This window comes from Collinsella sp. TM09-10AT (genome assembly GCF_003436275.1).
GTDB lineage: Bacteria > Actinomycetota > Coriobacteriia > Coriobacteriales > Coriobacteriaceae > Collinsella.
Genome location: NZ_QSOP01000001.1, coordinates 95770 through 122381 on the forward strand (window position 1 = coordinate 95770; position 26612 = coordinate 122381).

Below are 26612 nucleotides of genomic sequence, written 5' to 3' on the forward strand. Positions count from 1 at the left end.
CTATTTAGGGACAGGTTTATTTTGGTCGGTTTTATATGGGCAACTGTCGTTTCCCCTGATAAAACCTACCAGAATAAACCTGTCCCTATTCGGCAGGTATGCCTGTGCTATTCTGTGAGATTGTCAAGTTAGTACCTTCAGACTGAAGTAATCGATACCTAAGGCGTGTCCGCCTGCTTGGTTTTCGTAGATTCCGCACGAGCCGAAGAGCACTAAATGTGCTCTTCGTGCGAGCCAGGACCTGACCGAGCGAAAACCAAGCAGGCGGACACGCCGGCGGGACAGGGAGAGATATATGGAAGAAATGCCCAAGAACTACGATCCGTCGACCAACGAGCCGGCGATCTTGCAGAAGTGGCTCGACGGCGGCTACTACAAGCGCCGCGAGGGCGTGGGCGATTGCACCGTCACCATTCCGCCTCCCAACGTGACCGGCAAGCTCCACATGGGCCACGCCACCGACGACTCCATCCAGGACGCCATCATCCGTATGGCCCGCATGCGCGGCAAGTCCACGCGCTGGGTGCTGGGCACCGATCACGCCGGTATCGCCACGCAGACCAAGGTCGACAAGAAGCTCAAGAGCGAGGGCATCAGCCGCCTGGAGATCGGTCGCGATAAGTTTGTCGACGCCTGCTGGGACTGGACTCACGAGTACGGCGGCATCATCGTCGAGCAGATCAAGCGCATGGGCTGCTCCGTCGACTTCGACAACGAGCGCTTCACCATGGACGAGGACTATGCCCAGGCCGTGCGTAAGGTCTTCTGCGACTGGTACCACGACGGCCTGATCTACCGCGGCAAGCGCATCGTCAACTGGTGCCCCAACTGCACCACTGCCATCTCGGACGACGAGGCTGAGTACAAGGACGAGAAGGGCCACCTGTGGCACCTGCGCTACCCGCTGACTGAGCCGGTCAACGGCCAGGACTACATCGTCGTCGCCACCACGCGCCCCGAGACCATGCTCGGCGACACGGGCGTCGCCGTCTCCCCGAAGGACCCCGAGAAGGCCGCCTTCGTGGGCAAGACCGTCATGCTGCCGATCGTCAACCGTGAGATCCCCATCTTTGAGGATTGGCATGTCGACGCCAACTTTGGCTCCGGCTTTGTTAAGGTCACCCCGGCCCACGACCCCAACGACTACGCCATGGGTCAGGCGCTCGACCTGCCGCAGATCAACATCTTCGACGAGCACGCGGTGGTCGTCGAGGGCTACGGCGAGTTCACCGGCATGAACCGCGACGAGTGCCGCGAGGCCGTCATCAAGTGGTTCGAGGAGCACGACCTGCTCGATCACGTCGAGGACCTCGATCACTCCGTCATGCACTGCTACCGTTGCGACTCCGCCCTGGAGCCGTGGCTGTCCGAGCAGTGGTTTGTGGCCGTCGACAAGCTCAAGGGGCCGGCGCTCGACGCCGTCAACTCCGGCAAGGTCACCTTCCATCCCGCGCGCTGGACGCAGACCTACACCACCTGGATGGAGAACCTTAAGGATTGGTGCATCAGCCGTCAGCTGTGGTGGGGCCACCGCATCCCCGTGTTCTACTGCGAGGACTGCGGTTGGGAGGACGCCCTCACCGAGGACACCGACGTGTGCCCCAAGTGTGGCGGCCATCACGTGCATCAGGACGAGAACGTGCTGGACACCTGGTTCAGCTCGCAGCTGTGGACCTTCGCCACGCAGGGCTGGCCGCAAAAGCCGGAGCTGCTCGAGGGCCATCACCCCACGACGGCGCTGGTCACCGCACGCGACATCATCGCGCTGTGGGTCGCCCGCATGGTCATGAGTTCGCTGTATTTCTTGGACGAGGTGCCGTTTAAGGACGTCGTCATCTACCCGACGATTCTGGCCAAGGACGGCAGCCGCATGTCCAAGTCCAAGGGCAACGGCGTTGACCCCATGGACCTCATTGGCATGTACGGCGCCGACGCCATGCGCTACAACCTGCTTACGCTGTGCACCAACAACCAGGACGTCAAGTTCGACGCGAACATCGACAAGAAGACCAAGAAGCTCATCGATAGCCCGCGCACCGAGCAGGCCAAGTCGTTTGTGACCAAGATCTGGAACGCCAGCCGCTTCCTGCTTATGAACATGGAGGGCTACACGCCCGGCGAGCCCGTCGTGGAGACGCCTGCCGACGCGTGGATGTTCAGCCGCCTGGCCAAGGCCGTGAAGATGGTCACCGAGGGCATCGAGCAGTACACCTTTGGCGATATGGCCCGCGGCGTGCAGCAGTTCTTCTGGAACGAGGTCTGCGACTGGTACGTCGAGGTCACCAAGGCCCGCCTGAAGGGCGAGGGCCGACTGCAGGCGCAGCGCAACCTGATCTTTGTGCTCGACACCTCCATTCGCCTGATGCACCCGCTTATGCCGTTTGTCACCGAGGAAATCTGGGACAACATGCCGGCGAGCGTGCTCGATCTGGACGCCGAGGGCAACGTGGACCGCGCCGAGGCGCTCATGATCGCCAAGTGGCCGGAGCCCGCCGACTACGCCAAGTATGTTGACGAGGACGCCGAGCGCGCGTTTGAGCTGTGCCGCACCGTCGTTTCCGCTGCCCGCGCCACGCGCTCGCGTTATCGCTTGAGCCCTAAGGCCGAGCTCGACGTGGTCGTGCGCGCCGGTGCCGAGGATATCGAGAAGCTCGAGAGCCTGCGCTCGACCATCGAGCCGCTGGCGAACACTGCCTCGCTGGTTATGGGTACCGACGTCGAGAAGCCGGCAGCGAGCATCGCCGTGGTCGACAGCGGCGTCGAGGTCTTTGTGGTGCTCGAGGGCAAGGTTGACCTTTCCGCCGAGAAGGCGCGCCTGGAGAAGGAGATCGCCGCGGCCCAGAAGGAGCTCGCCGGCTGCGAGAAGACGCTTGCCAACGAGGGCTTTGTGGCCAAGGCCGCGCCCGCGGTGGTCCAGAAGAAGAGGGACCGTGCAGCTGAGCTCAAGGAGATCCTTGCGGCGCTGACCTCGCAGGTTGCTGACTTCTCGTAGGCGTTACTGGGGGACGCGGTTTGGGGCATTGCTCGCTACTGCGGACACCTATTCCGCCGTTCTAACGAACGGCGGCTGACTCGACGCTGCAAACGCCTCTGATGGCCAATCTGCCGTTCAACTTCGGGCGCATGGGCATAAGCCCTATGCGCCCTTGTTTCACGGCACCTTGGCTCATCAGAGGCGTTTTCGCTGACTATCCTCAACCTATACTGTTTTATTTTTCTATGAATGGCGGTTCTAAAAATGCCTAAGCGTTCCGGCTTGTATACCGTTCCTTTTGAGTTTGATTTGCTTTCGTTTGATGAGGTTGTTGGGCTTGCTGCTGATACGGGGCGGATTTCTGGGGATGCTGGTCCTCTGCTCGAGACGGTTGTCGATATGCTCGATGAGCTGGGACGTCCGGATGAGTATTTCGATTGCATTCAGGTTGCCGGTACCAATGGCAAGACTTCGACCACGCGTTTTTCGGCTGCCATTCTTCGTGGTGAGGGGCTCAAGACCGCGCTGTATACGTCGCCACAGCTGGTACGCTATCCCGAGCGCATGGAAGTCGATGGATGCGTCGTGAGCGATGAGGCATTCGCCCGTGGCGTTTCGGCCGCTGTTGAGGCGGGGCATCGAGTGAATGCCCGTCGTGTGGCGGCGGGGGAGCGTGCCTATACCATCACGCCGTTTGACCTTTTGACGGCTGCTGCACTTGTGGTGTTTGCCGAGGCTCGCGTGGATGTTGCCGTGCTTGAGGTTGGCATGGGCGGACGCTGGGATGCTACGAGTGCGACTGATCCCGTGGCCGTCGCCATTACGGGTATTGGGCTCGATCACACACGTATTTTGGGCGATACGCTCGAGGCCATTGCGGGGGAGAAGGCTGCGGTTATTAAGCCTGGGCGATTGGTTGTTTTGGGCGAGGGCACGCATGAGCCGAGCGTTCAGCGCGTAATGGATACGCGCTGCCGCGAGTGCGGTGTGGTGCCGCTGGTTGTGAGCCATTCCACGACCAAGGTACCGGCGCATGTAGGCGATACCGTGGAGTTTAGCTGTACTACACCGCGTGCCATCTATACGTCGAGTATGGTTAAGCCGGCGTATCAGCCGCAGAATGCTGCGTGCGCGATTATGCTGTGCGAGGGGTATCTGGCTCGCGAGCTCGATCAAGACAAGCTCGATGTGTCGCTTGTGGGCTGCCCCACGCCGGGCCGATTTGATGTGCTGGGAACTGATCCGCTCAAGCTGATCGACGCCTGCCATAACCCTCAGAGCTGCGAGAACTTTGTGAGCGCGCTGGACGAGATCGATCCGTGCGTAGAGAATCGCCCCACGCTGCTGTGCGCTGCGCTGGCCGACAAGGACGTGGCGGGTATCGTTGACGTACTGATCCCGGCCTTCCCGCGCGTGGTTGTGACCCAGACCGATTCCGACCGCGCCCTGTCGGCAGAGGAGCTTGCCGCACTTGTGGACGCCGACAAGCTCGCGGGCGTGTATCCGAGCGTGTCCGAGGCCCTCGCTGCCTTCGATGCCGCGGGCGAGCCCTTCGTAGCAGCCGGTACCATCACCCTAGCCGGCGAAGTAGCGGGGCTGCTCCGTTAACCCATCCCCTCATCAGTTGCGGTGAAATACGGACTGTTTTACAAGCCAGAAGCCTCAAACAGTCCGTATATCACCGCAACTCAAAAGCAGTCAATTTGGGACGGGGCTTTTTGGCTGCCCTGCGCCTCGAGTTGACTTGCTCGCCACGAAATGGCCCTATTTACTACGTTTGACCGGTAACCCTCGACCATACAGAGAATTGCGAAATCAAAACCGCAGGTAGATGGCTCGCCATTTTTCAAAAAAGACCCGCATGGTCGACTCATGCGGGTTAAACGTAGTAGATAGGCCGTTTTCGTGGCGCGGCGTTTGTAAGATGTGTCAAAGGGGCTCTCCCTTTGACACATTGCCTAGTCTAGGCGGACCGGATCGTGGGGGTAGGCGTTGAGAATCTCGACGCCGTTCTCGGTCACCAGGGCCAGGTCCTCGATGCGGACGCCGGTGCGGTCGGGGAGGTAGATGCCCGGTTCGATGGAGAACGTCATGCCCGGCTCTACGACCTGCTCGTTGACGAGCGAGACGTCGCCCGGCTCGTGGTCCTGCAGGCCGATCGAGTGACCCAGGCGATGCGTAAAGTATTCGCCGTAGCCCGCGTCTTCAATCACATCGCGTGCGGCGCGGTCCAGGTCGCACATGCGCACGCCCGGTGCGATGAGCGCTTCGGCGGCCTCGTTGGCGCGGCGCACGATGTCGTAGATGCGTGCCGTCTCCTCGTCCGGCTCGCCCCAAAAGAACGTGCGCGTCATGTCCGAGCAATAGTTGCAGCGGCGTCCGCCAATGTCGAACAGCACCACGTCGCCGCGCTTGAGCACAGTGTCGTCGGGTTCGTGATGCGGGTCGCCGGCGTTGGCGCCAAAGCTCACGATGGGCGGAAAGCTAAAGCCCTCGCAGCCGTGCTTGCGATACAGGCCGAGCATCTGGTCGGCAATCTCGCGTTCCGTCACGCCCTCGTGGACAAGCTTAATAGCATCGGCCATTACAGCGTCGTTAGCGGTCGAGGACGCACGCATGAGCTCCTGCTCGGTGGCATCCTTGTGGGTGCGTGCGGCGGTGACGGCAAAGTCACCCAGGAAAAACTCGCTTGCGGCGTGGCGCTCCATGAGCGGCATCAAAAAGCCGGAGCGCATGACGGTGTCGATGCCGAGCGGTTTGGTCGGATCGACCTCGCGAGCGATGGCGTCGGCCACGACATCGGTATCGGTGTGATAGGCGACGCGGGCATTGTCGTACTCGGGCAGTTGATGCAGTGCGTTGACCAGGATCACCGGCTCGGCATCGCGCACGAGCAGCACGCCGCAAAAACGCTCGAACATATCGGCATAAAAGCCGGTCAGGTAATAGATCGACCACGGGTCATTCACGAGCAGCTGCGCACCGGGGTGCTGATCCTCGAGCGCATCGAGCACGCGCGCCATGCGCTGGTCATCGACATGTGCCATGAAACATCCTTTCGCTAGGCTGCCACCATGGTATCCCAAGCCCGGCACATAGGGACGTTCCTTTTATGCCGGCACCTGGGGACACTCCTTGCAAAAGCAGCTAAAAGAGCCCCGTCCCAAATTAGCTGCTTAGGTTGGATCGATGTTCATGCTGGCGACTAGGTCAATGTTGGTGCCGAGAAGATCTTCCAGCACGACGTCGCCCATGCGGATGGGGGCCTCGACGACCACGCCGCGGATGAGGTCCATGGCTTGGGCGTGGAGTGCCAGCGGGATGGCTTCGGCCGTGCGCACGGGGAGCAGGGCTTCGTCGCCGCCGGAGACGGCCACGGTCGTCGTGAGCACGCGCATGGGGCAGGTGAGCTCCTGATGTGCGAACGTATCGCCGCGCGGGCAGTTGTTGCCGGTCACGGAGCGAACTTCCACCACGGCGCCATTTGCGTCGCGCTCCATCTCTACGGTCAGGAGGCACTCGGATGGGCAGGTGGTGCAGTTGAACTGCAGCGTTTCGATCACGTTATCGCTCATCTTGGTTACGCCTCCTCGATGGGATCGACGGATAGGACAATCTTGCTGGCACCCAGGTCGAGCGCTTGTTTGATGACCTTCGCAGGCAGCGGGAAGCTCTCCATAACGCTCGGCTTAAACGCGCGGACCTTGCCGGCGAACAGTTCCTCGCCGTCGGCCAAGATTCTCACGCGGGCGGTATCGACTGGCCGCCGCACGCGGAAGTTGAGCTTGGTGAGCGCCACGGCCGTAATGCGTCCCGGCAGCGCGTATCCCGCAATGCCGGCAGGGAAGACCGTGAGCTCGCAGCCCGTGTCCGCGACCGCGTCCGTCTCGGCTCCGCCACCCAGCACGTACGCCGCTGCAGCTGCGCCAGCCCTCTCGGACTCGGTCGTCACGTTGTCGGCCAGATCGTGCACGTGCAGCACGTTGCCGCAGGCAAAGATGCCCGGCACGCCCGTCTGCAGACTCTGGTCCACCACGGCGCCGCGCGTGTGCGGGTCAAGCTCCACGCCCGCGGCAACCGAAAGCTCGTTCTCGGGAATCAATCCCACCGAAAGCAGCAGCGTGTCGCACGGAACAATGCGCTCGGTCCCCGGAATGGGCGCCAGGTGCTCGTCGACCTGGCTTACCTCGACGGCTTCCACACGGTCGTGCCCGATCACGCGCGTGACGGTGGCGGACAGGTGCAGCGGAATGCCAAAGTCGTCCAGGCAGTTCTTGACATTGCGACGCAGTCCGTTGGCGTACGGCATAAGCTCGTACACGCCCTCGACCGAAATCCCCTCGAGCGTGCAGCGGCGTGCCATGATGAGCCCGATGTCACCCGAGCCCAAAATGACGGCACGCGAGCCGGGCTTGAGGTTTTCGATATTGATGTATCGCTGCGCCAGGCCGGCCGTAAACACGCCGGCGGGACGGCTGCCGGGGATCTTGATCTCGCTGCGAGTGCGCTCGCGGCATCCCATGGCAAGGACGACCGCGCGCCCGGTGAGCTGCAGCATGCCGGCGGGGCTCATGAGCGTGACGGTATGGACCGCGGTGTCTTCTGTAGGCTCGCCTGAATCTACCCCAATTACCATGCTGTTCAGGAACAGCGCAATGTCGGTTGCGTGCACCTGGTCGATAAAGCGCTGCGCGTACTCGGGACCAGTGAGCTCCTGTTTAAAGTGCGACAGGCCAAAGCCGGGGTGGATGCATTGGCGGAGGATGCCGCCCAGGTGCTGCTCGCGCTCCACGATGGCCACGCGCGCTCCGGCCTTATGCGCGGCCAGTGCGGCCGCCATGCCGGCGGGGCCGCCGCCGATAACGACCACGTCGAAGGCTTGCGTTTGTACGGCTTCTACGACGCCGCAATCAATCGCGCTCGATTTGAATTTCGCCATCCTAACGCACCCCCTTCAGCGGTCCCTCAACCAGCCAAGATCCGGCGTCCTCCAGTAATACCTCGCTGGGGTCGCAGTCCAGCTCTCGGGCGAGAATCGCCACCACACGGCTCTGGCAAAAGCCACTTTGGCACCGACCCATGCCGGCACGGCAGCGGCGCTTGACGCCCTCGACCGAAACCGCGCCCGGATGGCGTCGAATCGCCGCCACGATTTCGGCCTCGGGCACCGTCTCGCAGCGGCAGACAATCTGTCCCCACGCGGGATCGGACTCGATCAGCTCCTCCTTGCGCGCCAGCGGTGCGCGGTCAAAGTCGTCCGGCGCGCGGCGAATTGGGTTCCAGTCCGCCCGCTCGTGCAGCTCCACGCCCGCTTCACGCATCACAAGCTCCATGCGCTCGGCAATGGCCGGCGCGCTTGCCACGCCCGGCGACTGAATGCCCGCCGCCTGGAACAGCCCCGGCACCACGGCCGACTGTCCAATAAAGAAGTCGTTCGTTCCCTGAATGACCGGACGCCCGCCGGCAAATGCGCGCACCACACGTCGCGTATCCAGATCGGGCACTAGCTTGTGCGCGCCGGTCAGCAGCGCGTTCACATCGCTCGCATAGGTCTGAGTGTCGCCCGGCTCGCGCACGGCAGCCGTCGCGGTAATCACGGTGTTGCCATGTACGGTGCCCGTCACGATAACGCCCTTCGACACCGGCGTCGGCACGGGGTAGAGCGGCATGAGCGTGCGCGGCTCCTTGTCCAGCACCACGATGTTGCCCTGGCGCCAGACCATCTGAAACTCTTCGGCCCCCGCCATATGCGAGATGTCGGCGGCGCCGTTGCCCGCGGCGTTGATCAGGTAGCGGCAGCGCACATTGCCAGCGGGGGTCGCCAGCGTAAAGCGCGCGTCGTCGCCCGAGTCCGCGACTTCAATCGCTTCCACCGGCGCGGACCGCATAAACGTCACCCCGTTGGCCACGGCGTTCTCCAGCGCGGCGATGGCAACCTCAAACGGGTCGACAAACCCAGTCGAGGGGCACCACAACGCGCACGTTGCATCGGCACTGGCACGCGGCTCTAATTCGTGGATGCGGTCGGGTCCGACGATCGACAGCTCGGGAACACCGTTGACATGGCCGTTGCACCGCAGCTGCTCCAGATGCGTGCGGTCCTCGTCGTTAAAGCCCAAAACCATCGACCCGGTGCGGCAGAACAGAAAGTCCAGCTCCTGGGCCCAGGTACCATACAGCTCACAGCCACGGGCATTGACCTGTGCCTTTACGGTTCCCGGCGCCGGATCGTAGCCGGCGTGCACCAGGCCGCCGTTGGCCTTCGACGCACCCAGCGCAATATCGTTCGCCGCCTCGACTACGCAAATGGACAGTTCAAATCGCGCGAGCTGCCGCGCGATGGCGCATCCGGTGATGCCCGCGCCCACAATTGCGATATCAAACGTTTCTGCCACGGTGCCTCCCAGACGAGTTGACAGGCTGTCAATAAGACTATCCTACGGTCTGCACACCCCCAGCGCGGCGGCAATGCGGTGAACAGCCCCGCAACACCCGCCAACGGCAGAAGAGGGGAGACGCGGCAACGTCGACAACCTCGTCCGCCGACAACTACGGCAACCTTTCGTCTCGATCTGTAACAGTTAGCTGATGATTTGGGTTCTAGATGTTACAGATCGAGACAAACCTTCAGGCGGATTTTGAATGTCTCGATCTGTAACAGTAAGAGGGGTTTTGGGGCCCAAGATGTTACAGATCGAGATTGAAGTCTGGGAGGGACCCCTGTGTCTCGATCTGTAACGTCTAGACCCGGATTCCGCTCCCACCTGTTACAGATTGAGATGTTTGTGTCCGCGCCAGCCCCGTACCCAGCCGTAGTCCCATATAAACAAACCCCGTGGTAAACTTGACTGGACTGTAAATAATCCGAAAGGTACCCGTAATGTCCAAGTACATCTCCGAGCTCATGTCGCCGCAGCTTATGGGCGTCGTCTATGCCTTCGTTGGCTTTATCATCGCCCTGTATGTGCTGTCGGTCGTCTATGTGTTCATCGATGCCCGCCGCCGCGGCGCCAGCGCCTACGTGGCATGGGGCATCATTGCCCTCATCCCGTTTGTAGGCCTCATCGCCTACCTGGTCCTGCGCCCGCACTCCTACGCGTCCGACCGCGAGGAGCAGGAGCTGGATATGGCCCTGCGCGAACGCCAGCTTGCCCAGTACGGCACCTGCCCGCAGTGCGGCGCCCCCATCGAGAAGGACTTTGTCGTCTGCCCGGTGTGCGACACTCAGGTTCGCAACGTCTGCCCCAGCTGCCATCGCCCGCTCGATGCGCACTGGAAGGTCTGCCCCTACTGCCGAACTCGCATCCAGTAACGCATCCATCGCCGGGCCGGCCGTAAGCCACGGGCTCCGCGCACCCCGCGCATCCCACGGCCGCCACGCGCCCCGCGCCGCCCCACACGATGAAGCATGCGTAGAAAATCGCCCGCCGTGCCATTAAGGTGCGGCGGGCGCTTGTATACCAAGGCAACCTGCCTATAATGATGCAAGTCAAAAACGCCGAGCGCATCGCACGCACTTGCATCAGGCATCCGAGAGGAGAAAACATACCCATGAAGGCACTCTACAATGACGGTTCGGTGGCCGAGCTCCCGCAGGACGAGGTCACGCACGTCATCCGCCACTCCGCCGCGCACATCATGGCGCAGGCCATCAAGCGCCTGTACCCCCAGGCCGATTTTGCCTACGGTCCCGCGACCGACAACGGTTTTTACTACGACGTCGACCTGCCCGAGGGCGTCAAGATCAGCGAGGACGACTTCCCCGCGATCGAGGCCGAGATGAAAAAGATCGTCAAGGAGAACCTCAAGTTCACCGTCTTTGAGAAGCCCCGCGCCGAGGCCATCGCCCTTATGGAGGAGCGCGGCGAGAAGTACAAGGTCGAGCACATCGGCGACCTGGACGACGACGCCCGTATCACCTTCTACCAGCAGGGCGACTACATCGACATGTGCGTCGGCCCCCATATCTGCTACACCAAGGCGCTGAAGGCCTTTAAGCTTACCGGCGTCTCGGGCGCTTACTGGAAGGGCGACAAGGACAACAAGATGCTCACCCGCATCAACGGCGTCGCCTTTGCCACCAAGGAAGAGCTCGACGAGCACATGCACATGCTGGAGGAGGCCAAGAAGCGCGACCACCGCAAGATCGGCCGCGAGATGGACCTCTTTATGATGCGCGACGAGGCCCCCGGCTTCCCGTTCTTCCTGCCTAACGGCATGATCCTTAAGAACACGCTGCTGGACTACTGGCGCGAGATCCACCACAAGGCCGGCTACGTGGAGATCTCCACGCCGCTTATCATGAACAAGCAGCTGTGGAAGACCTCGGGCCACTGGGACCACTACAAGGACAACATGTACTCCACTGTCATCGACGACGAAGAGTACTGCATTAAGCCCATGAACTGCCCGGGCGGCGTGCTGGTGTACGCCTCCAAGCCGCACTCCTACCGCGAGCTGCCCATCCGCGCCGGCGAGATTGGCCTGGTGCACCGCCACGAGCTGCGCGGCGCCCTGCATGGCCTGTTCCGCGTGCGCTGCTTTAACCAGGACGACGCCCACCTGTTTGTGCGTCCCGACCAGCTGACCGACGAGATCGTGGGCGTGGTCAACCTCATCGACTCCGTGTACCAAAAGTTTGGCTTTAAGTATCATGTTGAGCTTTCCACCCGCCCCGAGGACTCCATGGGTTCCGACGAGGACTGGGCACGCGCTGAGGAGGGCCTGCGCACCGCTCTGGAGAAGCTGGGCATGGACTACGAGGTCAACGAGGGCGATGGCGCCTTCTACGGCCCCAAGATCGACTTCCACCTGGAGGACTCGCTCGGACGTACCTGGCAGTGCGGCACCGTCCAGCTCGACTTCCAGATGCCGCTCAACTTTGATCTTGAGTACGTGGACGCCGACGGCACCAAGAAGCGCCCCATCATGCTGCACCGCGTATGCTTTGGCTCCATCGAGCGCTTCATTGGTATTCTGATTGAGCACTTTGCGGGCAAGTTCCCCACCTGGCTGGCTCCCGTGCAGGTCAAAGCGCTTCCTGTCTCCGAGAAGAGCCGCGACTACGCCCACGAGGTGTGTGCCAAGCTGGAGGAGGCCGGCATTCGCGTGGTCTGCGACGACCGCGACGAGAAGATCGGCTACAAGATCCGCGAGGCCCGCAGCATCGACCGCGTGCCCTACATGCTCATTCTGGGCGAGAAGGAGGTCGAGGCCGGCAACATCTCCGTCCGCGATCGCTCCAACGAGACCGTTCAGATGAGCGTTGACGAGTTTGTTGCGAAGGTGCTCGAGGAGATCAAGACTCGCGCCTAAGGCAAACTTCACAACAATTAACAAAGGCGACCGTCTACACAGGGCGGTCGCCTTTTTCATGCCGAAATAAGAAAAGCCGCTGGTTGAGCGGCTTTTTTTGTTGCACAAAAAGGTACAGGTTTATATAGAGGGGTATGGAGATGTACCTACTAGCAGTACATTTTGCGTAATCTGGGCAAACGCTGATTAATTGCTCGTATAATGTCGTCTGTCGAAAGATACAAAAACCTGTACTTTTGCGACTGCGCCTAGCTGCGAGCGAGAAGCCTGTTCTAAACGCCCCTGCATTTGCGTGCATCGCAAAGCCAAAAAGAGGGGGCGAGAACATGGAACAGACGGCACGGCGCCAAGAGCAGCTGCCGGGCGCATTTAACGGCGCCACCACCAACAGCCAGCACGGCCGCGTCCGCTGGTATCTGGTCCACACCCCCAATGGAAAAGAGCGCGAGATCTGCGAAAAGGTCCGCTGCATTATCCCGCACAACCTTATGCAGGACGCTTTTGTGATGCAAAAGGAGTTCTGGTTTAAGCGGGACGGCGCATGGTCGCTCCAAACCAAACCCATGTACAAGGAATATTTCTTCGTCGCCACGCACGATGCCGCAGCGCTCGATAGGGCTTTGGCTCAGTTGAGCTTTGGCTGCCGCATCGCCGGCAGCAGGGAGCGGGCCTATGCGCCCATGCCGGACGATGCGCGGGACTGGTACCGCAGCGTGCTCGACGACGACGGCGTGGTGCGCAACAGCGTTGCGCGCATTGAAGACGGTGTGCTGCACATAGAGCAGGGCCCACTTGTGGGGCAAGAGGCCCACGTAAAAAAGATCGACCGTCACAAGCGCTGGTGCCTGGTGGACGTGGGCGAAGGCGACTCCGCATTTAGGGAGCTGCTTCCGTTAGACGTGCCGAGCAAAACGTAAGGAAGACGTTACGCCGGCAATTTATTTGGTTTTTGAATTTGTGGATTGGGGGGGGTTCCTGGGGACAGGAACGAAATTTTTATTGTGACTACTAAAGAAGTAACAGAGGATAATGCGCCCGTGGGCGCGGCGCTCATTGCTCAGGCCATGGACCGGCGCGAGAGCGCGGCGGGCGCCGGTGCCGGATCCGCTGCAAGCACGGGCACGATGAGCCTCCCAGGCTCGCCCGAGTTTGCCGCAGAGTCCCGCGCGCTCGACACGAGGTCGCTTGGCTACCGCTTCGTCAAGCGCACCTTCGACATCGCGTTCAGCGCGTGCGTCTGCGTCGTGGGGCTCATCCCTGGCGCGGTGCTCTGTGCGTTCATTGCGGCCGATACCAAGGGCGCACCCATCTACGCTCACGAGCGCGCGGGGCGCTTCGGTCGCCCCATCCGCGTGCTCAAGTTCCGCTCCATGGTCGCCGACGCCAACGACGTGGAGAAGTACCTCAGCCCCGAGCAGATCGAGGAGTGGCACCGCGAGCGGAAGGTCACAAACGATCCCCGCATCACCAAGCTAGGCCGCGTCCTGCGCAAGACTTCCCTGGACGAGCTGCCCCAGTTCTTCAACGTGCTCGCGGGCCAGCTCTCCGTCATCGGCCCTCGCGCCATCACCTACGAGGAGCTCGGGAACTTTACGCACGAGCAACAGGTGCAGGTGCTTGCCGTCCCGCAGGGCATTACCGGTGCCTGGCAGTCGGGCCCGCGCAACCTCGCGACCTTCGAGAACGGCCTGCGCCAGGAGTTCGAGCTTGCCTACGCGAAGGGTGCCAGCCTCAAGGCAGACTGGAAGGTCTTCTTCAAGACCTTTGGCGTCATGTTCGGCAAGAAGAAGACGGGGAGGTAGCGCATGAGTGCTGACAAACCCCTCGTCTCGATCGTGGTGCCGACCTACAAGCGCTCTGACAGGATTCGCGTGGCCCTGGACTCAATCGCCGCGCAGGACTACGGCGCGGAGAACATCGAACTGATTGTAGTGAGCGACAATCGGCCGGAGTGGCCGGAAAGCGCCGAGACTGACGCGGCGGTCGCCCCCTATGCCGCGAGCCTTCCGCACTTTAGGCTGCTGCACACCTCCGGCCAGACCGGCGGCGGGGCGGCGCGCAACTACGCCTGCCGCCAGGCGACGGGCGAGTACCTCACGTTCCTCGACGATGACGACGAGTTCCTGCCTGACAAGGTGTCCACCCAGGTCGCCTTCATGCAGGAAAACTCCCTCGACATGAGCTGGCAGGATGTCTCGTGGTATGACGAACGTGGCCGGCTTGTGGAGCACCGCAGGCTCGACCATTGCGAGGACTTCTCCACCGAGGGTCTGCTGCGCGCGCACCTCCTAACGCCGATAAGCCCAACGGCCATCTATATGCTCAGGCGCGACCTGTTCGACCGCACTGAGGGTTTCGGCGAGGTGGCGACCGGCCAAGACTGGTGGCTGATGCTGCGCTGCATAGAGGCTGGCGCCCACATGGGCTACATGCCCGAGGTGCACGTGAGGCAGTACCTCCATTCCGGCGAGAGGCTCTCGCTTGGCAAGAACAAGGTAAACGGCGAGGTCGCAAGGCACGAGGTGGTGCGCGGCTACTACCCGCGCCTCAGCAAGAAGGATGTGCGCTACATCGAATTTCGCCACAACGCCGTGCTCGCCTTCGCTATGAAGCGCAGCAACCAGCCAGGCCAGGCTGTGATTTACGCCTTAAAGGCCATTGCCTCATCGCCCGCCGCCTGCGTCTCTGAGGCGCTGAAGTTCTTCGGCAAGGCGAAATCCTAACTATTTCATATGTGTGCCTGCTCTTAACGAAAGGTTGAATGATATGTCCGAAAAAATGAAGATAGCAGTCGCCGGCACCGGCTATGTGGGGCTCTCGTTGGCCGTTCTGCTCTCGCAGCACAACGAGGTGCGCGCGCTCGACATCGTCTCTGAGAAGGTAGAGAAGATTAACGCTTTTCAGTCGCCCATCCAGGACGACGAGATTGAGCTCTTCCTGGCCGAGGCTAAGGCGGGCACGAGGAAGCTCGACCTGCATGCAACCGTGGACGTCGCCGAGGCCTATACAGGCGCGGATTTCGCCATCGTGGCCACGCCAACGAACTACGACTCGGACCGCAACTTTTTCGACACCTCGTCTGTTGAAGCCGCAATTTCGGCAATCCGCTCGGTGAACCCGACGGCCTGGATTGTCATCAAGTCGACCATCCCTGTGGGTTACACTTCGTCGCTTCGCGAGACGCTTGGCGACAGCCGCATCATCTTCAGCCCCGAGTTCCTTCGAGAGAGCAAGGCGCTCTACGATAATTTGCACCCTAGCCGCATCGTTGTGGGCGCGCCCAAGGACGACGAGGAAGCTGTGAAGGCCGCAAAGACGTTTGCTGGGCTGCTCGCCCAAGGCGTCGGCCCCGCCGAGCTTGAGCGCACCAACCCTGATGGCACGACGGGCATCCCGCAGCTCGTTCTTGGTACCACCGAGGCGGAGGCCGTGAAGCTGTTCGCCAACACCTACCTGGCACTTCGCGTGGCGTACTTCAATGAGCTGGACACTTACTGCGAGATGAGGGGACTCAACACCAAGGACGTCATCGATGGCGTGTGCCTAGAGCCCCGCATTGGCTCCCACTACAACAACCCCTCCTTCGGCTACGGCGGCTACTGCCTGCCCAAGGACACCAAGCAGTTGCTGGCCAACTATAAGGACGTGCCTCAGAACCTTATCGAGGCCATCGTCGATGCCAACCGCACTCGCAAGGACTACATTGCAGACGAGGTACTGCAACTGCTGTGGGACAAGGTATACGAAGGCAAGGAGAAGCCCGTGGCGGGCGTGTACCGCCTGACCATGAAGTCGAACTCCGACAATTTCCGCGCCAGTTCCATCCAGGGCGTTATGAAGCGCGTGAAGGCCAAGGGAGTGCCGGTCGTTGTCTACGAGCCAACGCTGGACGCGCCGGAATTCTTCGGTTCCGAGGTGACGCATGACCTTGAGAGGTTCAAGGCCGAGTGCGACGTGATCATTGCCAACCGGTGGAGCGACGATCTGGCCGATGTTGCCGGCAAGGTGTATACCCGCGACCTATTCAAGAGGGATTAGTATTTGTGGCGATTACTGCTGATAAAAAAAAGAGACGGCTGCTCCTTCTGACGAGGAGGTTCCCCTTTAACCGCGGCGAGGTCGCCGCTGAGTCCTATCTCGAGAACGAGATAGGCGTTCTTTCGACCTATTTCGACGAGGTGCTCGCCGTGGGGACCGAGGCGCAGCCGGGTGACGCGCCCACCTGCGCGCTGCCGGGCAATGTGACGCCCCTGGCCTTGGGTTGCGGTAATACCTCCAAGGACAAGGCTTTGCTTGCAGTCAAAGGGATCGCGTTTCCCCTTTTGGGCGGTGCGGACGTTCGTGAGGCCTATGCCACAGAATCCGTTCATGGAATCGGAAAGCGCGTGTTTCGGGGCTACTTTGCCGCGAGGGCGAAGGCAAAGGCGGACGTGCTTGCGGAGGAACTGGTCCGCTTTGGCTTTGAGCCCACGCACATATACAGCTTTTGGCTTTACGACACCGCTTTGGTCGCTGCTTGGCTGACCGGCACGTACCCATGTGCACGCGCCGTTGCGCGTGCACATGGGTACGATCTGTATGCAGATCGTACCCATGTGCATTATTTGCCCTTCCGGGGATACCTCCTATCCAAGCTTTCCGGAGTGCTTCCCTGCTCGAAAGACGGGGAGGAATACATAAACGCGAACTGGCCGGGCCATGAGGGCAAGGTGACGACCTCCTATCTCGGAACGCGGGAGATGCCAGACAAGTCCGGCGAGCCGTTGACCTGCCCGTTGCGGGTCGTCTCGTGCTCGCGTATTGTCGACGTTAAGCGCGTGCCTCTTCTTGCTAAGGCTGTCACCCTTCTTGATGCCGAAGGGCTTCGCGTCGAATGGACCCATTACGGCGACGGCCCACAGCTCGAGGAGGCGAGGGCCGCCTGCTCGTTGCTGACGCACTCCACCGCGAAGTTCGCGGGGGCTTTGCCGAACGACGCGCTTTTGGGGGAGTACGCAGCGAAGCATTTCGACGTCTTCGTGAACGTCTCGTCAAGCGAGGGCCTGCCGCTTTCGATCATGGAGGCCTGCGGATTCGGCATTCCCGTCATCGCCACGGACGTTGGCGGAACCCACGAGATAGTAAGCGATGGCGTCAACGGCTTTCTCCTACCTAGTGACTGTGGACCGGAAGATGTCGCCGCGGCCATAAAGCGATTCGTCTTTTTGGGCAAGGCCGAAGGGTCTTCTATGAGGCGCGCTGCAAGGGCCGTTTGGGAGAGGGACTTCCGTTTGGAGGCCAACGTGGAGGGGCTTGTGCGCTCGCTCGGAGTCGATTACAGAAACGAAGGTGAATGATGGGCCAGATTGCGCAGAAGATGACCATGCTCAAAAGGTGGAGCAAAATGCTCACTGGCAAGACGGCTGTGGCCGTAGAGCAGAGCTTGGGCAGGGCCTATAATGTCGGACAGTTGTCCGGGTACTACAACGATTTGACCGGCAAGGTCACTGGCAGTACTCTGCTCGACGAGGGCGGTGTCCCTGTTAGCGTCATCGCCGGTGGGGCGCGGGTGCATTTCCCCATCGCCATTTTCCAATACGGTTTGGGCTGTTACGACTTGAGCATTCTCAGGTCGGATGAAGTTGAGCGCTTTCTCGACGCACTAAGGGTATGCTCGGATTGGGCGATCGGCGCCCAGCGGGATGACGGCTCTTGGGACGCATTTGGTCCGATAGGCAGCGCTAAGTACTCCGTCTCCTCGATGGCCCAAGGCGAGGGGTGCTCGATGCTGCTGAGGGCCCATGCGGCTTTCGGGGACGAGTGCTATAGAGTTGCGGCGCTGAAAGCTGCCGAGTTCATGCTTATCGACATGGACAATGGCGGCGTGTCGTCGCATGACGGGGGAGAACTGTTCCTGGAGGAGTACCCTCAACGCCCCAGGCGCAGTGTCATGAACGGTTGGGTGTTTAGCCTTTTCGGTCTCTATGACGCATCGTTGGTCGACGCGCGCTTCGCCGGGCCATTCAAGCACTCTGCGGAGACGTTGGCTTGCCATTTGGATGACTACGACGCCGGCTTCTGGTCTTATTACGACATGGAAAAGCATATCGCCTCTCCCGCCTACCATCATCTACATATAGCGCAGCTCCGCGCAATGGCGGATCTTTCAGGCGACGCAAGGTTCGCGGTGAAGGCCGAGGTATACGAGCGCTATCAGGAATCTCCGGCCAACCGCAGGAAGGCGATTGCTAAAAAGGCGCTGCAGAAGCTGATCGAGAAATCCGATGCGGTGATCGTCCAATGAAGAAGGCCCTCTATATCGTGACCTCGATGGACACCGGCGGGGCCGAGACGGTATTCATGAAGTATTACCGGGCTTTGGACAAGTCGCGCTATCAGCTCGACTTCTGTGTGTCGTCCGACGTGCCGGGCTTTTACGACGCCGAAATCGAGTCGATGGGCGGCAGAATTGTGCACACAGTCAAGAAGACCGAGGCCGGGCCGGTCGCATCGTTCAAGCGGCTCATGCAGATAGCCCGGGACGGCGGTTATTGCTGTGCTGTCAGGTCGTCTCAGCACAGCCTTTCCTGTCTTGATTTGCTCGCCATGAGATTCGGAGGCGTGTCCAGAACCATATTCAGGTCAAGCAACACGGGTACAGTTTCGAACAGCAAAAAGGAGACCCTGCTGCACAATCTTTTCAAGCCCCTTGTCAGGGTTGCGGCGACCGACTTCGCCGCCCCGTCTACCGAGGCGGGCGTCTACATGTTCGGCAAGGCGGGGGTATCGGGGCCGCGTTTCCATCTCATGAAGAACGCGCTCAACCTCGAGGACTACGCCTATGACGCTTCGACACGGGACGATGTTAAGCGCGAACTGGGCGTTCCTGCCGAGTCCTATGTCGTCGGGCACGTCGGGAGGTTCAGTGAGCAGAAGAACCACCTCTTCCTTGTCGATGTTTTTGCTGAAATCGCCCGGAGAAGGCCAGACGCCGTCCTCATTCTCGTCGGCAAAGGCGAGACACGCACGGCCGTTGAGAGGCGCGTTGCCGAGCTCGGATTGACCGATAGGGTGGTGTTTGCCGGGGTTAGGAGCGATGTCCGCCGTCTCTATTCGGCTATGGACGTCTTCATCTTCCCCTCTGTCTACGAAGGCCTGCCGAACGTCGTCGTCGAGGCGCAGGCAAACGGACTCCCTTGCGTGATTAGCGACTCCATCACGCGGGAGGTTGGCATTTGCGAGAACGTCGTTTACAAAAGTCTGGGCGACGCTCTGGACGAATGGGCCGACGCCGCGCTCTCCGCGGATCGCATAGGGTCAAGCGCCAGTGCGAGGGATTTGAAAGGCTCGGGCTATGAAATCAATTCGGAGCTTCCCGGTTTCGTGAGGCTGGTATTCGGATGAACTTTATCGAAACATCGCTTTTCTACTTTCTTGTCGTTTTGCTTTCAGCGGCGCTTGCGCGCATGTCGGAAAACGGCAAGAGTAAGGCTGGGCTGGTCGCTGCCGTGGTTCTTCTTACCGCCATCGGGGGCTTGAGGTCGTATGCGGTTGGGCAGGATACCCTGGGTTATAAAGAGGGAATCGAGTACTTCTACGCGTATGGGACCACGATGTGGAACCATACGTTCAGCGTTCCGTACGGTGTCTTCACAAGTGCGGTGCTCCATATCTGTAACAATTACTCGTTCTTGCTCGTCGTCGAGTCGCTGATCACCAACGCCTTTTTTGCTTTCAGGCTTTGGGATTTTAGACGAACGGCATCGCTCTCGTTTGCGATGTTCGTCTATACGGCAACGGTGTTCCCGCTGTCTATGTGTCTGACGTGCCAGATGATTGCAGTCTCGCTGGTTTTCTACGCAACCAGGTTTTTAGAACAGAATAAGCCGTTGCTTTTTTGCGCTTGGTGGGCTGTTGGCGCTCTTTTGCACGCGTCCGCCCTGATAGGGGGCCTATTCCTCATCTACTACCTATTTTCCAACAAAAGCAAGAGCCGATCGCAGTTCGCCGCGAAGATGCTTGCATCGGTTGCCCTGCTGTTCCTGGCAGCTTATGCGGGCTCTAAGCTCGTCGACCGGTATGCGCGTTACTCCGTGAACGAATCGAGCATCGGGTTGATGGTTTTTGCGCAGGCGACCGTCCTCGCGATCGCATATTTCGTCAGCCGCGAAACTGCGAATGTTGCCCCGGTTGAGAGCGACGGAACGTCGCGGCTCAAAGCCAACCGGATGCCGCTCGTGTTTTACGCTTTAGGCATTTTGGCTTCGGCGTCCTCTTATGTGATTGCCAACGCCGGCCGCATAGCCTATTACTTCACCGTATTAGGCCCTGTGATTTTCGGAGGCTTCGTGAAGGACGCTCGGAAAATAAAAGCCCGTTTTTGTCTTGGCTGTTTTCTAGTTGTCTGGTTCCTTTTCTACGCCTTTTATGCCTATCTGCTTCATACCGGGCTTGGTATCGAGTCTTATTCGTTCGTCTGGATGGGGTAAATAGTGCCCGAAACCGTTTCGGGCATATACGAGCAAAGTCTACGTTGGTGGTTTGCATACGCCCAGGGCTTGTTCCATGTGTAGCGCAGAGAATTAAAAAGTAAAACGCTTTGTTTAAGCTCGGACTTAAGGAAATTGTATATATGGAAAGCAAAATTAAAAAATACCTAAGTGACCCGTGGATGGCCTACTGTGCCTTTACGTCGAAGGGTCTAACGAAATGGGTTTCCGACAGGACGCACCTTCGATTGATGCATCGCGCCAAGTTGGGCATGTGGCCTAGCATAGACTCGCCGGTGACCTTCACTGAGAAGATGCAGTGGCTGAAGCTTAACGATCACAACCCTGCGTACACGACCATGGTCGACAAGTACCGCGCTAAGGACCTCATTGCCTCGCGTGTGGGCTCCGAGCACGTGGTCAAGACGTTGGGCGCCTGGAATTCCGCTGATGACATCGATGTGAGTGGGCTACCGGAGAAGTTCGTACTCAAAACGAACCACGACTGCGGCGGCGTGCTCATCTGCACTGACAAGGGACACTTCGATCTCAACAGTGCCAAGGACTTTTTTCGGGGTCATTTGAAGCAGAATTATTTTTACGGGTGCAGGGAATGGCCTTACAAGAACGTGAAGCCCGTCGTGTTCGCCGAGGAGTTCTTGGAGAGCGAGGGCGATAATGCCCGTGATGAAGACGATAACTGGGAAGGCATCGACGAGTTCGACTTCTTCTGCTTTGACGGGGAACCCCGGCTGATTTCTTATTGTCACGGGGACAAGAACGATTCTGAGAAGAGGTACAACGATTTCTACGACACTGAGTGGAATCTGCTGCCTTTGGCGATGGGATACGCGAGTTCCGAAGAGACGATCCCTGCCCCGGAGCAGCTCAGCGAGATGCTCGAGCTATCAAGGAAACTGAGTGACGGTGTACCTTTCTTGAGGGTCGACCTCTTCATCTGCAAGGGGCGCGTTCTCGTCGGCGAGCTGACTTTCTACCCGTGGGGCGGGTTTACGCCTTTCAGCCCCGCTGAGGCGGAGAGGACGTTGGGGCAAATGGTTTCTTTGCCCCAACGTGAAAACGAGGAATGATGGCAAACGAAAGCTGCATTCAGTGCGTGCGCATGGATAATCAGCCAGTAAGCGCGCTCCGGCGTTTCTTCATGGAGGTTTAGTATGTCCGACACAAAAGACCTCCGGGCGAGGTCGGCAAGCGCGGCAAAGTGGTCTCTGGCAACCGAGATTATCGCCAAAATCATCTCGCCTATCTCGCAGCTCGTCTTAGCGAGGCTGCTGGCGCCAGAGGCGTTTGGCATGGTGGCGACCGTCACCATGGTAGTGAGCTTTGCCGACATGTTCGCGGACGCCGGGTTCCAGAAGTACCTGGTGCAACACAGCTTCCGAGACAAAAAAGACCTGCATGCCAACGCTAACGTGGCCTTTTGGACGAACTTCGGCATATCGGTGGTCCTGTGGTGTCTCATTGCCATATTCAACGATCCGGTGGCCACCTTCGTGGGCAATCCGTCGCTGGGCTTTCCCTTGGCCGTGGCCTGCCTCTCTCTCCCGTTGACGTCGTTTTCGAGCATTCAGATGGCGTTGTTCCACCGTAATCTCGATTTCAAGTCGCTTATGCCGGTGAGACTGACGTCGACCTTACTTAACTTCGGCTCGACGCTTGTACTGGCGTTTATGGGATTTGGTTACTGGTCGCTTATCGTTGGCACTTTGGCGGCGAATATTGTAAATGCAGTGGGGCTGACTCTGCTGTCTGAGTGGAAGCCGCGTTTTTTCTACTCCTTCAACATGCTGAAGGCTATGTTCTCATTCAGCGGATGGACGCTTTTGGAGTCGTTCACCATATGGCTTTCCTCTTGGGCGGGCACCTTTATCGTGGGGCATTTCCTGGGTGCGGCTGAGTTGGGATATTACAAGACGCCAGTCACCTTTGTGAGCGGGTGCTTCGGGATTATCACGAACGCTACGACGCCCATCTTGTTCTCGTCACTTTCGCGCCTTCAGTTTGATCGGGAAGAATACGTTGCTTATCTGCGACGCTTCCAGTTCATGGTGGCATTGTTCCTGTTGCCGTTGTCTGCGGGTATCTTCGTATTCCGCGAGCCTTTGGTGGCCCTGTTGCTCGGCGATCAGTGGGGCGAGGCGACGCTCATGTTCGGGTTGTATGGGCTGGTGCAGGGGCCGATGGTGCTGCTCTCATACTACAGCAGCGAGATGTATCGCTCTCTTGGTAAACCGCGCGTGTCTACGCTTGTGCAGGTGATGTACCTCGTGTTGATGACGCCGCTTATGACCGTGGCGGCTATGCAAGGGTTCGATGCCGTCGTGTGGGCTGATGCGGGATTGAGAATCCTTTTGATTGCTATCAACCAAGTGGTCACATATTTCGTGGTTGGCCTTTCGTTTGGGCGCACTATGTTGTCGCTCAAGGAGCCCATTTTCTGCACATCGATGATGTGCGCATTTGCATGGGTGACGTATGGACTCGCATCTAGCAACTGGCTTGGCGTCGGGTTGGACATTGTAGGGTGCGTCGTTGTCTATTTCGCGATTTGCTTTGCTTTGCCCAAGAGTAGGAGGGTGCTGCTGAAGCTGGTCAAGGGCGGCGGCTTTAAAACGTTTTGAGGTCTGTAATTAACTTGTTGGGAGTTCCATCTCGGGACTTCCTTAAAACGAAAGAGTGGGGTATATATGCAGGATAGAAAAGTCCTCGTCACTGGCGCCGCCGGCTTCATCGGGGCGTTTCTGGTGAAGCGGCTGCTCGAAACCACCGACGACGCGATCATCGGTCTGGACAACGTGAACAGCTACTACGACCCTGGCATCAAGGAGGCTCGCCTGCGAATGCTGGCGGAGGTGGACAAGGCGGGGCGTTTCGCCTTCGTGCGCGGCGACCTGTGCGATGCCGCGTTGATAGAGCGCCTGTTCGCTGAGAACGGCTTCGACGTTGTGGTGAACTTGGCCGCCCAGGCGGGTGTGCGGTATTCCATTGAGAACCCGAGGGCTTACATCGACTCGAACCTGATTGGATTCTTTAACATTTTGGAAGGATGCCGTCATCACCCGGTGAAGCACCTGGTGTACGCGAGTTCGAGTTCGGTTTATGGCGGCAACGAGAAGGTTCCCTTCAGCGAGGAGGACCGCGTAGACTCCCCCGTGAGTTTGTATGCTGCCACCAAGAAGAGCAATGAACTCATGGCCGCGGCCTACTCCAAGCTCTACTCCATCCCGGCCACGGGTCTGCGCTTCTTTACGGTGTACGGGCCCATGGGAAGGCCCGACATGGCGTACTTCGGCTTCACCGAGAAGTTGCGTCGTGGCGATACGATTAAGATTTTCAACATGGGCGATTGTAAGCGCGACTTTACGTACGTGGACGATATTGTGGAGGGCGTGCGCAGGGTCATGGACGGCGCTCCTGAGGTCAAGATCGGTGCTGATGGTTTGCCAATTGCCGCTCATCGCGTGTATAACATCGGCAATTCGAATCCCGAGAACCTGCTGGACTTCGTGGACACCCTGCAGCGTGTGCTGGTTGAGGAGGGCGTGCTCCCCGCCGATTACGATTTCGAGGCGCATAAGCAGCTCGTTCCTATGCAGCCTGGTGACGTGCCTGTAACCTATGCGGATACTGGCGCCTTGGAGCGCGATTTTGGTTACAAACCCGCAACGCCGCTCGAGGACGGTCTTCGTGAATTCGCGAAGTGGTATCGCGAGTTCTACGGGAATTAGCTGGGTGATAGCAATGTCGAATGTATACAGCAGTGACCGTATTCGCTTTGGGGGGGGGTCTATTCTCTCAAACCATGCTTTGAGGTTTGTTTGGCTACTTCGAAAGTGCCAGAATTCGCACAATCCTTTATGGCATCTTTTTCGAAAGAGGATGGCTTGCAAATATGGTCTCGAGATCGCGCCTGCCACCTCGATTGGCGAAGGCTTGTATCTGGGTCACGCTTTTGGCATTACGGTAAACCCGAATGCCGTTATCGGTCGCAACTGCAATATGCACAAAGGTGTGACAATTGGTCGGGAAAACCGCGGCAAACGAAAAGGTGCGCCTGTTCTTGGCGATTGCGTTTGGCTTGGTGTCAACTCAACTATTGTTGGTGGCGTTCGTTTAGGCAACGACGTTCTCGTTGCACCGAACACTTATGTTAACTGCGACGTACCAAGCCATTCGATTGTGATTGGGCACCCATGCAAAATCATTTCTCGAGATGGGGCAACAGACGAATATATAAACAACAGGGTCTGAATAATAAAATCGGTTTTACATGTCTTATCCAGGATAGAGGGGGGGGGATCGTCTTCGCTAATTACAGCGAGTTAGCGACTCAGTGAGCTTTGGCGCGCTCTGATGCGAGCGGAAGGTGAAGCAAACTGGAACGGGTAGTAGATTCACAGAAGCTATATGCAACGTGAGTGTCAAAGATAGCGCGTCTTAACGCATAACCCTGCATTCCTCCTTTCACCGACTGGCAAAACGATTTACACCTAATTGTCGACATTACCCACGCGATTTATCTTTGCCCCCGCATCGATCTCGCTAAACTAATAACTGTCGCTACCAGGGCATTTTCTGGTGCACATTCTATTGGCTCCTGCGAAGATCGGAGCGGGTATGTTTGCCGCCGAGTCCCACGCCAGCCGTCATCACATCGCGATCGCTGCCATGGCCTGCCTATGCGTTTTGCTGGGCGGGCCTTCCTATGCCGCGGGCGCGGAGAGCCTGTTCATCGCGGGCGCGACGTACTGCGAGCCGGGCGTGTCGGGCCCCGGCTGGGCCTGGACCGATGCCGGCCACCTGGAGCTTGACGGCTACGCGGGCGACGCCATCGGCGCCGACGGCGACCTGGTCGTGACGCTTGCCGGGCGCAACTCGGTGACCGAGTCGCATGCGCCCGATGCGGACATCGCGCAGTGCGGCATGGAGGTGTGGGGCAGCCTGACGCTTCGCGGCACCGGGTCCCTGGCGGCTTCGGGCTCGCAGTGCGCGATCCACGTCTCGCGGGCGCTCGCGGTGGACGGCTGCGCCGTCGATGCCCGGGCGGACGGGGCCGGCGTCACGGACGAGGCCGTGGCCGGCGTGATCGCCGCCCGCATGGCCGTGCGCGGCGGCGGGCGCGTCGTCGCCGCCGGTGCCGCGCCCGCCGCCGGCGTGCAGGCTTTTGGCGTGTACCTGCAGGACGCGGGCGCAGGCGACGATTCGGCCGGGCGCGGGCTTTCCGTCGATACCTCGCGGCTCGATGCGACCGGTGCCGACGGCGGCGTCGCATGCGCGGGCGGGTCGCTCGTGTCCGCGCGGTTCGTGGCGCCTGCGGGCGGGGCCTTCGGTGCCGGCGGCGCGGTGGATGCCTCCGGGTCCATGGCGCCGCATGTGGTGATTGAGCCCCAGGGCGCCACGGCGCCGGCGGGGGAGACCGACGGGCGCGAGGAGCCCGGTGGCGCGGGCGAGCCGGCCGGTGGTGCCGGTCCTGCCGTTGGGCGGCCCGGCGCCGGGTCCGCGACGGATCCCGTCCTTAAGCCCGCGACCGCGACGCCCAAGACGACCACGACAACCAAAACGACAGTGGTCAAGACCGCGGCGTCCGCGCCATCCAGGGCCAAGACCGCCAGCGCTGCCACCGTCACGCTCCCCAGGACAGCCGACAGCAACTGGATCGCCGCCTCCTTGGCGCTACTCCTGCTGGGAACAGCGCTTGTGTTTGTTAACGTCGTGATTGCGGTTCTAGGTAGGCCAAAGCGTAAAGGCGATTGATCGAACTGCCATACACTTCTAGGTAGGGGCAATTGCAACGTGTATGACGCATAGCAGGGGCGCGCCGGCAAACGCCGGCG

General features: G+C 59.9%; 21 protein-coding genes. 17 read left to right on the forward strand and 4 right to left on the reverse strand.

The features are described 5' to 3' along the window. Window positions 1-295 precede the first annotated feature (295 nt). A complete protein-coding gene (locus DXD77_RS00430; protein ID WP_117647292.1) occupies window positions 296-2992 on the forward strand; it encodes a valine--tRNA ligase in 2697 nt (898 codons plus the stop codon). Window positions 2993-3238: 246 nt separating this feature from the next. Then, window positions 3239-4582, forward strand: a complete 1344-nt coding sequence (locus DXD77_RS00435; RefSeq protein WP_117647293.1) for a folylpolyglutamate synthase/dihydrofolate synthase family protein — start codon at window positions 3239-3241, stop codon at window positions 4580-4582. 350 nt (window positions 4583-4932) lie between these two features. Here DXD77_RS00435 and DXD77_RS00440 read toward each other — a convergent pair whose 3' ends face one another. The 4 genes from DXD77_RS00440 to DXD77_RS00455 all read right to left on the reverse strand — a co-directional run bounded on the left by DXD77_RS00440 (window position 4933) and on the right by DXD77_RS00455 (window position 9369). Beyond that, a complete protein-coding gene (locus tag DXD77_RS00440; RefSeq protein WP_199407921.1) occupies window positions 4933-6021 on the reverse strand; it encodes a Xaa-Pro peptidase family protein in 1089 nt (362 codons plus the stop codon). A 129-nt stretch (window positions 6022-6150) separates the two neighbouring features. After that, complete coding sequence (locus DXD77_RS00445; RefSeq protein WP_117564583.1) at window positions 6151-6549, reverse strand: DUF1667 domain-containing protein; 399 nt, start codon at window positions 6547-6549, stop codon at window positions 6151-6153. A 5-nt stretch (window positions 6550-6554) separates the two neighbouring features. Next, complete coding sequence (locus tag DXD77_RS00450; protein ID WP_117564582.1) at window positions 6555-7913, reverse strand: NAD(P)/FAD-dependent oxidoreductase; 1359 nt, start codon at window positions 7911-7913, stop codon at window positions 6555-6557. A gap of 1 nt (window position 7914) precedes the next feature. Beyond that, window positions 7915-9369, reverse strand: coding sequence for an NAD(P)/FAD-dependent oxidoreductase (locus DXD77_RS00455; RefSeq protein ID WP_117564581.1), 1455 nt, complete (start codon window positions 9367-9369; stop codon window positions 7915-7917). A gap of 485 nt (window positions 9370-9854) precedes the next feature. Here DXD77_RS00455 and DXD77_RS00460 point away from each other — a divergent pair, with 485 nt between their 5' ends. The 15 genes from DXD77_RS00460 to DXD77_RS10325 all read left to right on the forward strand — a co-directional run bounded on the left by DXD77_RS00460 (window position 9855) and on the right by DXD77_RS10325 (window position 26532). After that, complete coding sequence (locus DXD77_RS00460; protein WP_055251579.1) at window positions 9855-10286, forward strand: zinc ribbon domain-containing protein; 432 nt, start codon at window positions 9855-9857, stop codon at window positions 10284-10286. Between the two features lie 239 nt (window positions 10287-10525). Then, window positions 10526-12289 (forward strand): threonine--tRNA ligase, encoded by a 1764-nt coding sequence (thrS, locus tag DXD77_RS00465; RefSeq protein ID WP_117564580.1) that lies wholly within the window; start codon window positions 10526-10528, stop codon window positions 12287-12289. A 326-nt stretch (window positions 12290-12615) separates the two neighbouring features. Next, window positions 12616-13206 carry a hypothetical protein gene (locus DXD77_RS00470; protein ID WP_117564579.1) on the forward strand — a complete coding sequence of 197 codons (591 nt, stop codon included), beginning with the start codon at window positions 12616-12618 and terminating at the stop codon, window positions 13204-13206. Window positions 13207-13290: 84 nt separating this feature from the next. Then, window positions 13291-14091 carry a sugar transferase gene (locus tag DXD77_RS00475; RefSeq protein ID WP_199407920.1) on the forward strand — a complete coding sequence of 267 codons (801 nt, stop codon included), beginning with the start codon at window positions 13291-13293 and terminating at the stop codon, window positions 14089-14091. Window positions 14092-14094: 3 nt separating this feature from the next. Beyond that, window positions 14095-15012, forward strand: coding sequence for a glycosyltransferase family 2 protein (locus DXD77_RS00480; protein WP_117564578.1), 918 nt, complete (start codon window positions 14095-14097; stop codon window positions 15010-15012). A 55-nt stretch (window positions 15013-15067) separates the two neighbouring features. Then, complete coding sequence (locus DXD77_RS00485) at window positions 15068-16327, forward strand: nucleotide sugar dehydrogenase (RefSeq protein ID WP_117564610.1); 1260 nt, start codon at window positions 15068-15070, stop codon at window positions 16325-16327. Between the two features lie 5 nt (window positions 16328-16332). Beyond that, window positions 16333-17625 carry a glycosyltransferase gene (locus tag DXD77_RS00490; protein ID WP_117647295.1) on the forward strand — a complete coding sequence of 431 codons (1293 nt, stop codon included), beginning with the start codon at window positions 16333-16335 and terminating at the stop codon, window positions 17623-17625. Then, on the forward strand, window positions 17622-18572 hold the full coding sequence (locus DXD77_RS00495; protein ID WP_117646550.1) for a D-glucuronyl C5-epimerase family protein: 951 nt from the start codon (window positions 17622-17624) through the stop codon (window positions 18570-18572). Before DXD77_RS00490 ends, DXD77_RS00495 begins: the two co-directional genes overlap by 4 nt. Then, a complete protein-coding gene (locus tag DXD77_RS00500; RefSeq protein ID WP_117564575.1) occupies window positions 18569-19672 on the forward strand; it encodes a glycosyltransferase family 1 protein in 1104 nt (367 codons plus the stop codon). Before DXD77_RS00495 ends, DXD77_RS00500 begins: the two co-directional genes overlap by 4 nt. Continuing rightward, on the forward strand, window positions 19669-20757 hold the full coding sequence (locus DXD77_RS00505; protein WP_117647297.1) for an EpsG family protein: 1089 nt from the start codon (window positions 19669-19671) through the stop codon (window positions 20755-20757). Before DXD77_RS00500 ends, DXD77_RS00505 begins: the two co-directional genes overlap by 4 nt. Window positions 20758-20900: 143 nt before the next feature. Continuing rightward, window positions 20901-21848 carry an ATP-grasp fold amidoligase family protein gene (locus tag DXD77_RS00510; RefSeq protein WP_117564573.1) on the forward strand — a complete coding sequence of 316 codons (948 nt, stop codon included), beginning with the start codon at window positions 20901-20903 and terminating at the stop codon, window positions 21846-21848. 84 nt (window positions 21849-21932) lie between these two features. Next, window positions 21933-23399 (forward strand): lipopolysaccharide biosynthesis protein, encoded by a 1467-nt coding sequence (locus DXD77_RS00515; RefSeq protein ID WP_117564572.1) that lies wholly within the window; start codon window positions 21933-21935, stop codon window positions 23397-23399. Between the two features lie 66 nt (window positions 23400-23465). Then, window positions 23466-24506 carry an NAD-dependent epimerase/dehydratase family protein gene (locus DXD77_RS00520; protein ID WP_117564571.1) on the forward strand — a complete coding sequence of 347 codons (1041 nt, stop codon included), beginning with the start codon at window positions 23466-23468 and terminating at the stop codon, window positions 24504-24506. 151 nt (window positions 24507-24657) lie between these two features. Further along, window positions 24658-25029, forward strand: coding sequence for a serine O-acetyltransferase (locus DXD77_RS00525; protein ID WP_117564570.1), 372 nt, complete (start codon window positions 24658-24660; stop codon window positions 25027-25029). A gap of 366 nt (window positions 25030-25395) precedes the next feature. Then, window positions 25396-26532, forward strand: coding sequence for a hypothetical protein (locus DXD77_RS10325; protein ID WP_158548954.1), 1137 nt, complete (start codon window positions 25396-25398; stop codon window positions 26530-26532). Window positions 26533-26612 lie beyond the last annotated feature (80 nt).

What these genes read in the sequence shown, in the direction of transcription:
- DXD77_RS00525 (WP_117564570.1), top strand. Translation starts at nt 24,658, where the DNA reads ATGGCTTGCAAATATGGTCTCGAGATCGCGCCTGCCACCTCGATTGGC.
- DXD77_RS00505 (WP_117647297.1), top strand. Translation starts at nt 19,669, where the DNA reads ATGAACTTTATCGAAACATCGCTTTTCTACTTTCTTGTCGTTTTGCTT.
- DXD77_RS00520 (WP_117564571.1), top strand. Translation starts at nt 23,466, where the DNA reads ATGCAGGATAGAAAAGTCCTCGTCACTGGCGCCGCCGGCTTCATCGGG.
- DXD77_RS00440 (WP_199407921.1), bottom strand. Translation starts at nt 6,021, where the DNA reads ATGGCACATGTCGATGACCAGCGCATGGCGCGCGTGCTCGATGCGCTC.
- DXD77_RS00460 (WP_055251579.1), top strand. Translation starts at nt 9,855, where the DNA reads ATGTCCAAGTACATCTCCGAGCTCATGTCGCCGCAGCTTATGGGCGTC.
- DXD77_RS00510 (WP_117564573.1), top strand. Translation starts at nt 20,901, where the DNA reads ATGGAAAGCAAAATTAAAAAATACCTAAGTGACCCGTGGATGGCCTAC.
- DXD77_RS00515 (WP_117564572.1), top strand. Translation starts at nt 21,933, where the DNA reads ATGTCCGACACAAAAGACCTCCGGGCGAGGTCGGCAAGCGCGGCAAAG.
- DXD77_RS00495 (WP_117646550.1), top strand. Translation starts at nt 17,622, where the DNA reads ATGATGGGCCAGATTGCGCAGAAGATGACCATGCTCAAAAGGTGGAGC.
- DXD77_RS00500 (WP_117564575.1), top strand. Translation starts at nt 18,569, where the DNA reads ATGAAGAAGGCCCTCTATATCGTGACCTCGATGGACACCGGCGGGGCC.
- DXD77_RS00480 (WP_117564578.1), top strand. Translation starts at nt 14,095, where the DNA reads ATGAGTGCTGACAAACCCCTCGTCTCGATCGTGGTGCCGACCTACAAG.
- DXD77_RS00445 (WP_117564583.1), bottom strand. Translation starts at nt 6,549, where the DNA reads ATGAGCGATAACGTGATCGAAACGCTGCAGTTCAACTGCACCACCTGC.
- DXD77_RS00485 (WP_117564610.1), top strand. Translation starts at nt 15,068, where the DNA reads ATGAAGATAGCAGTCGCCGGCACCGGCTATGTGGGGCTCTCGTTGGCC.
- DXD77_RS00430 (WP_117647292.1), top strand. Translation starts at nt 296, where the DNA reads ATGGAAGAAATGCCCAAGAACTACGATCCGTCGACCAACGAGCCGGCG.
- DXD77_RS00450 (WP_117564582.1), bottom strand. Translation starts at nt 7,913, where the DNA reads ATGGCGAAATTCAAATCGAGCGCGATTGATTGCGGCGTCGTAGAAGCC.
- DXD77_RS00435 (WP_117647293.1), top strand. Translation starts at nt 3,239, where the DNA reads ATGCCTAAGCGTTCCGGCTTGTATACCGTTCCTTTTGAGTTTGATTTG.
- DXD77_RS00470 (WP_117564579.1), top strand. Translation starts at nt 12,616, where the DNA reads ATGGAACAGACGGCACGGCGCCAAGAGCAGCTGCCGGGCGCATTTAAC.
- DXD77_RS10325 (WP_158548954.1), top strand. Translation starts at nt 25,396, where the DNA reads ATGTTTGCCGCCGAGTCCCACGCCAGCCGTCATCACATCGCGATCGCT.
- thrS (WP_117564580.1), top strand. Translation starts at nt 10,526, where the DNA reads ATGAAGGCACTCTACAATGACGGTTCGGTGGCCGAGCTCCCGCAGGAC.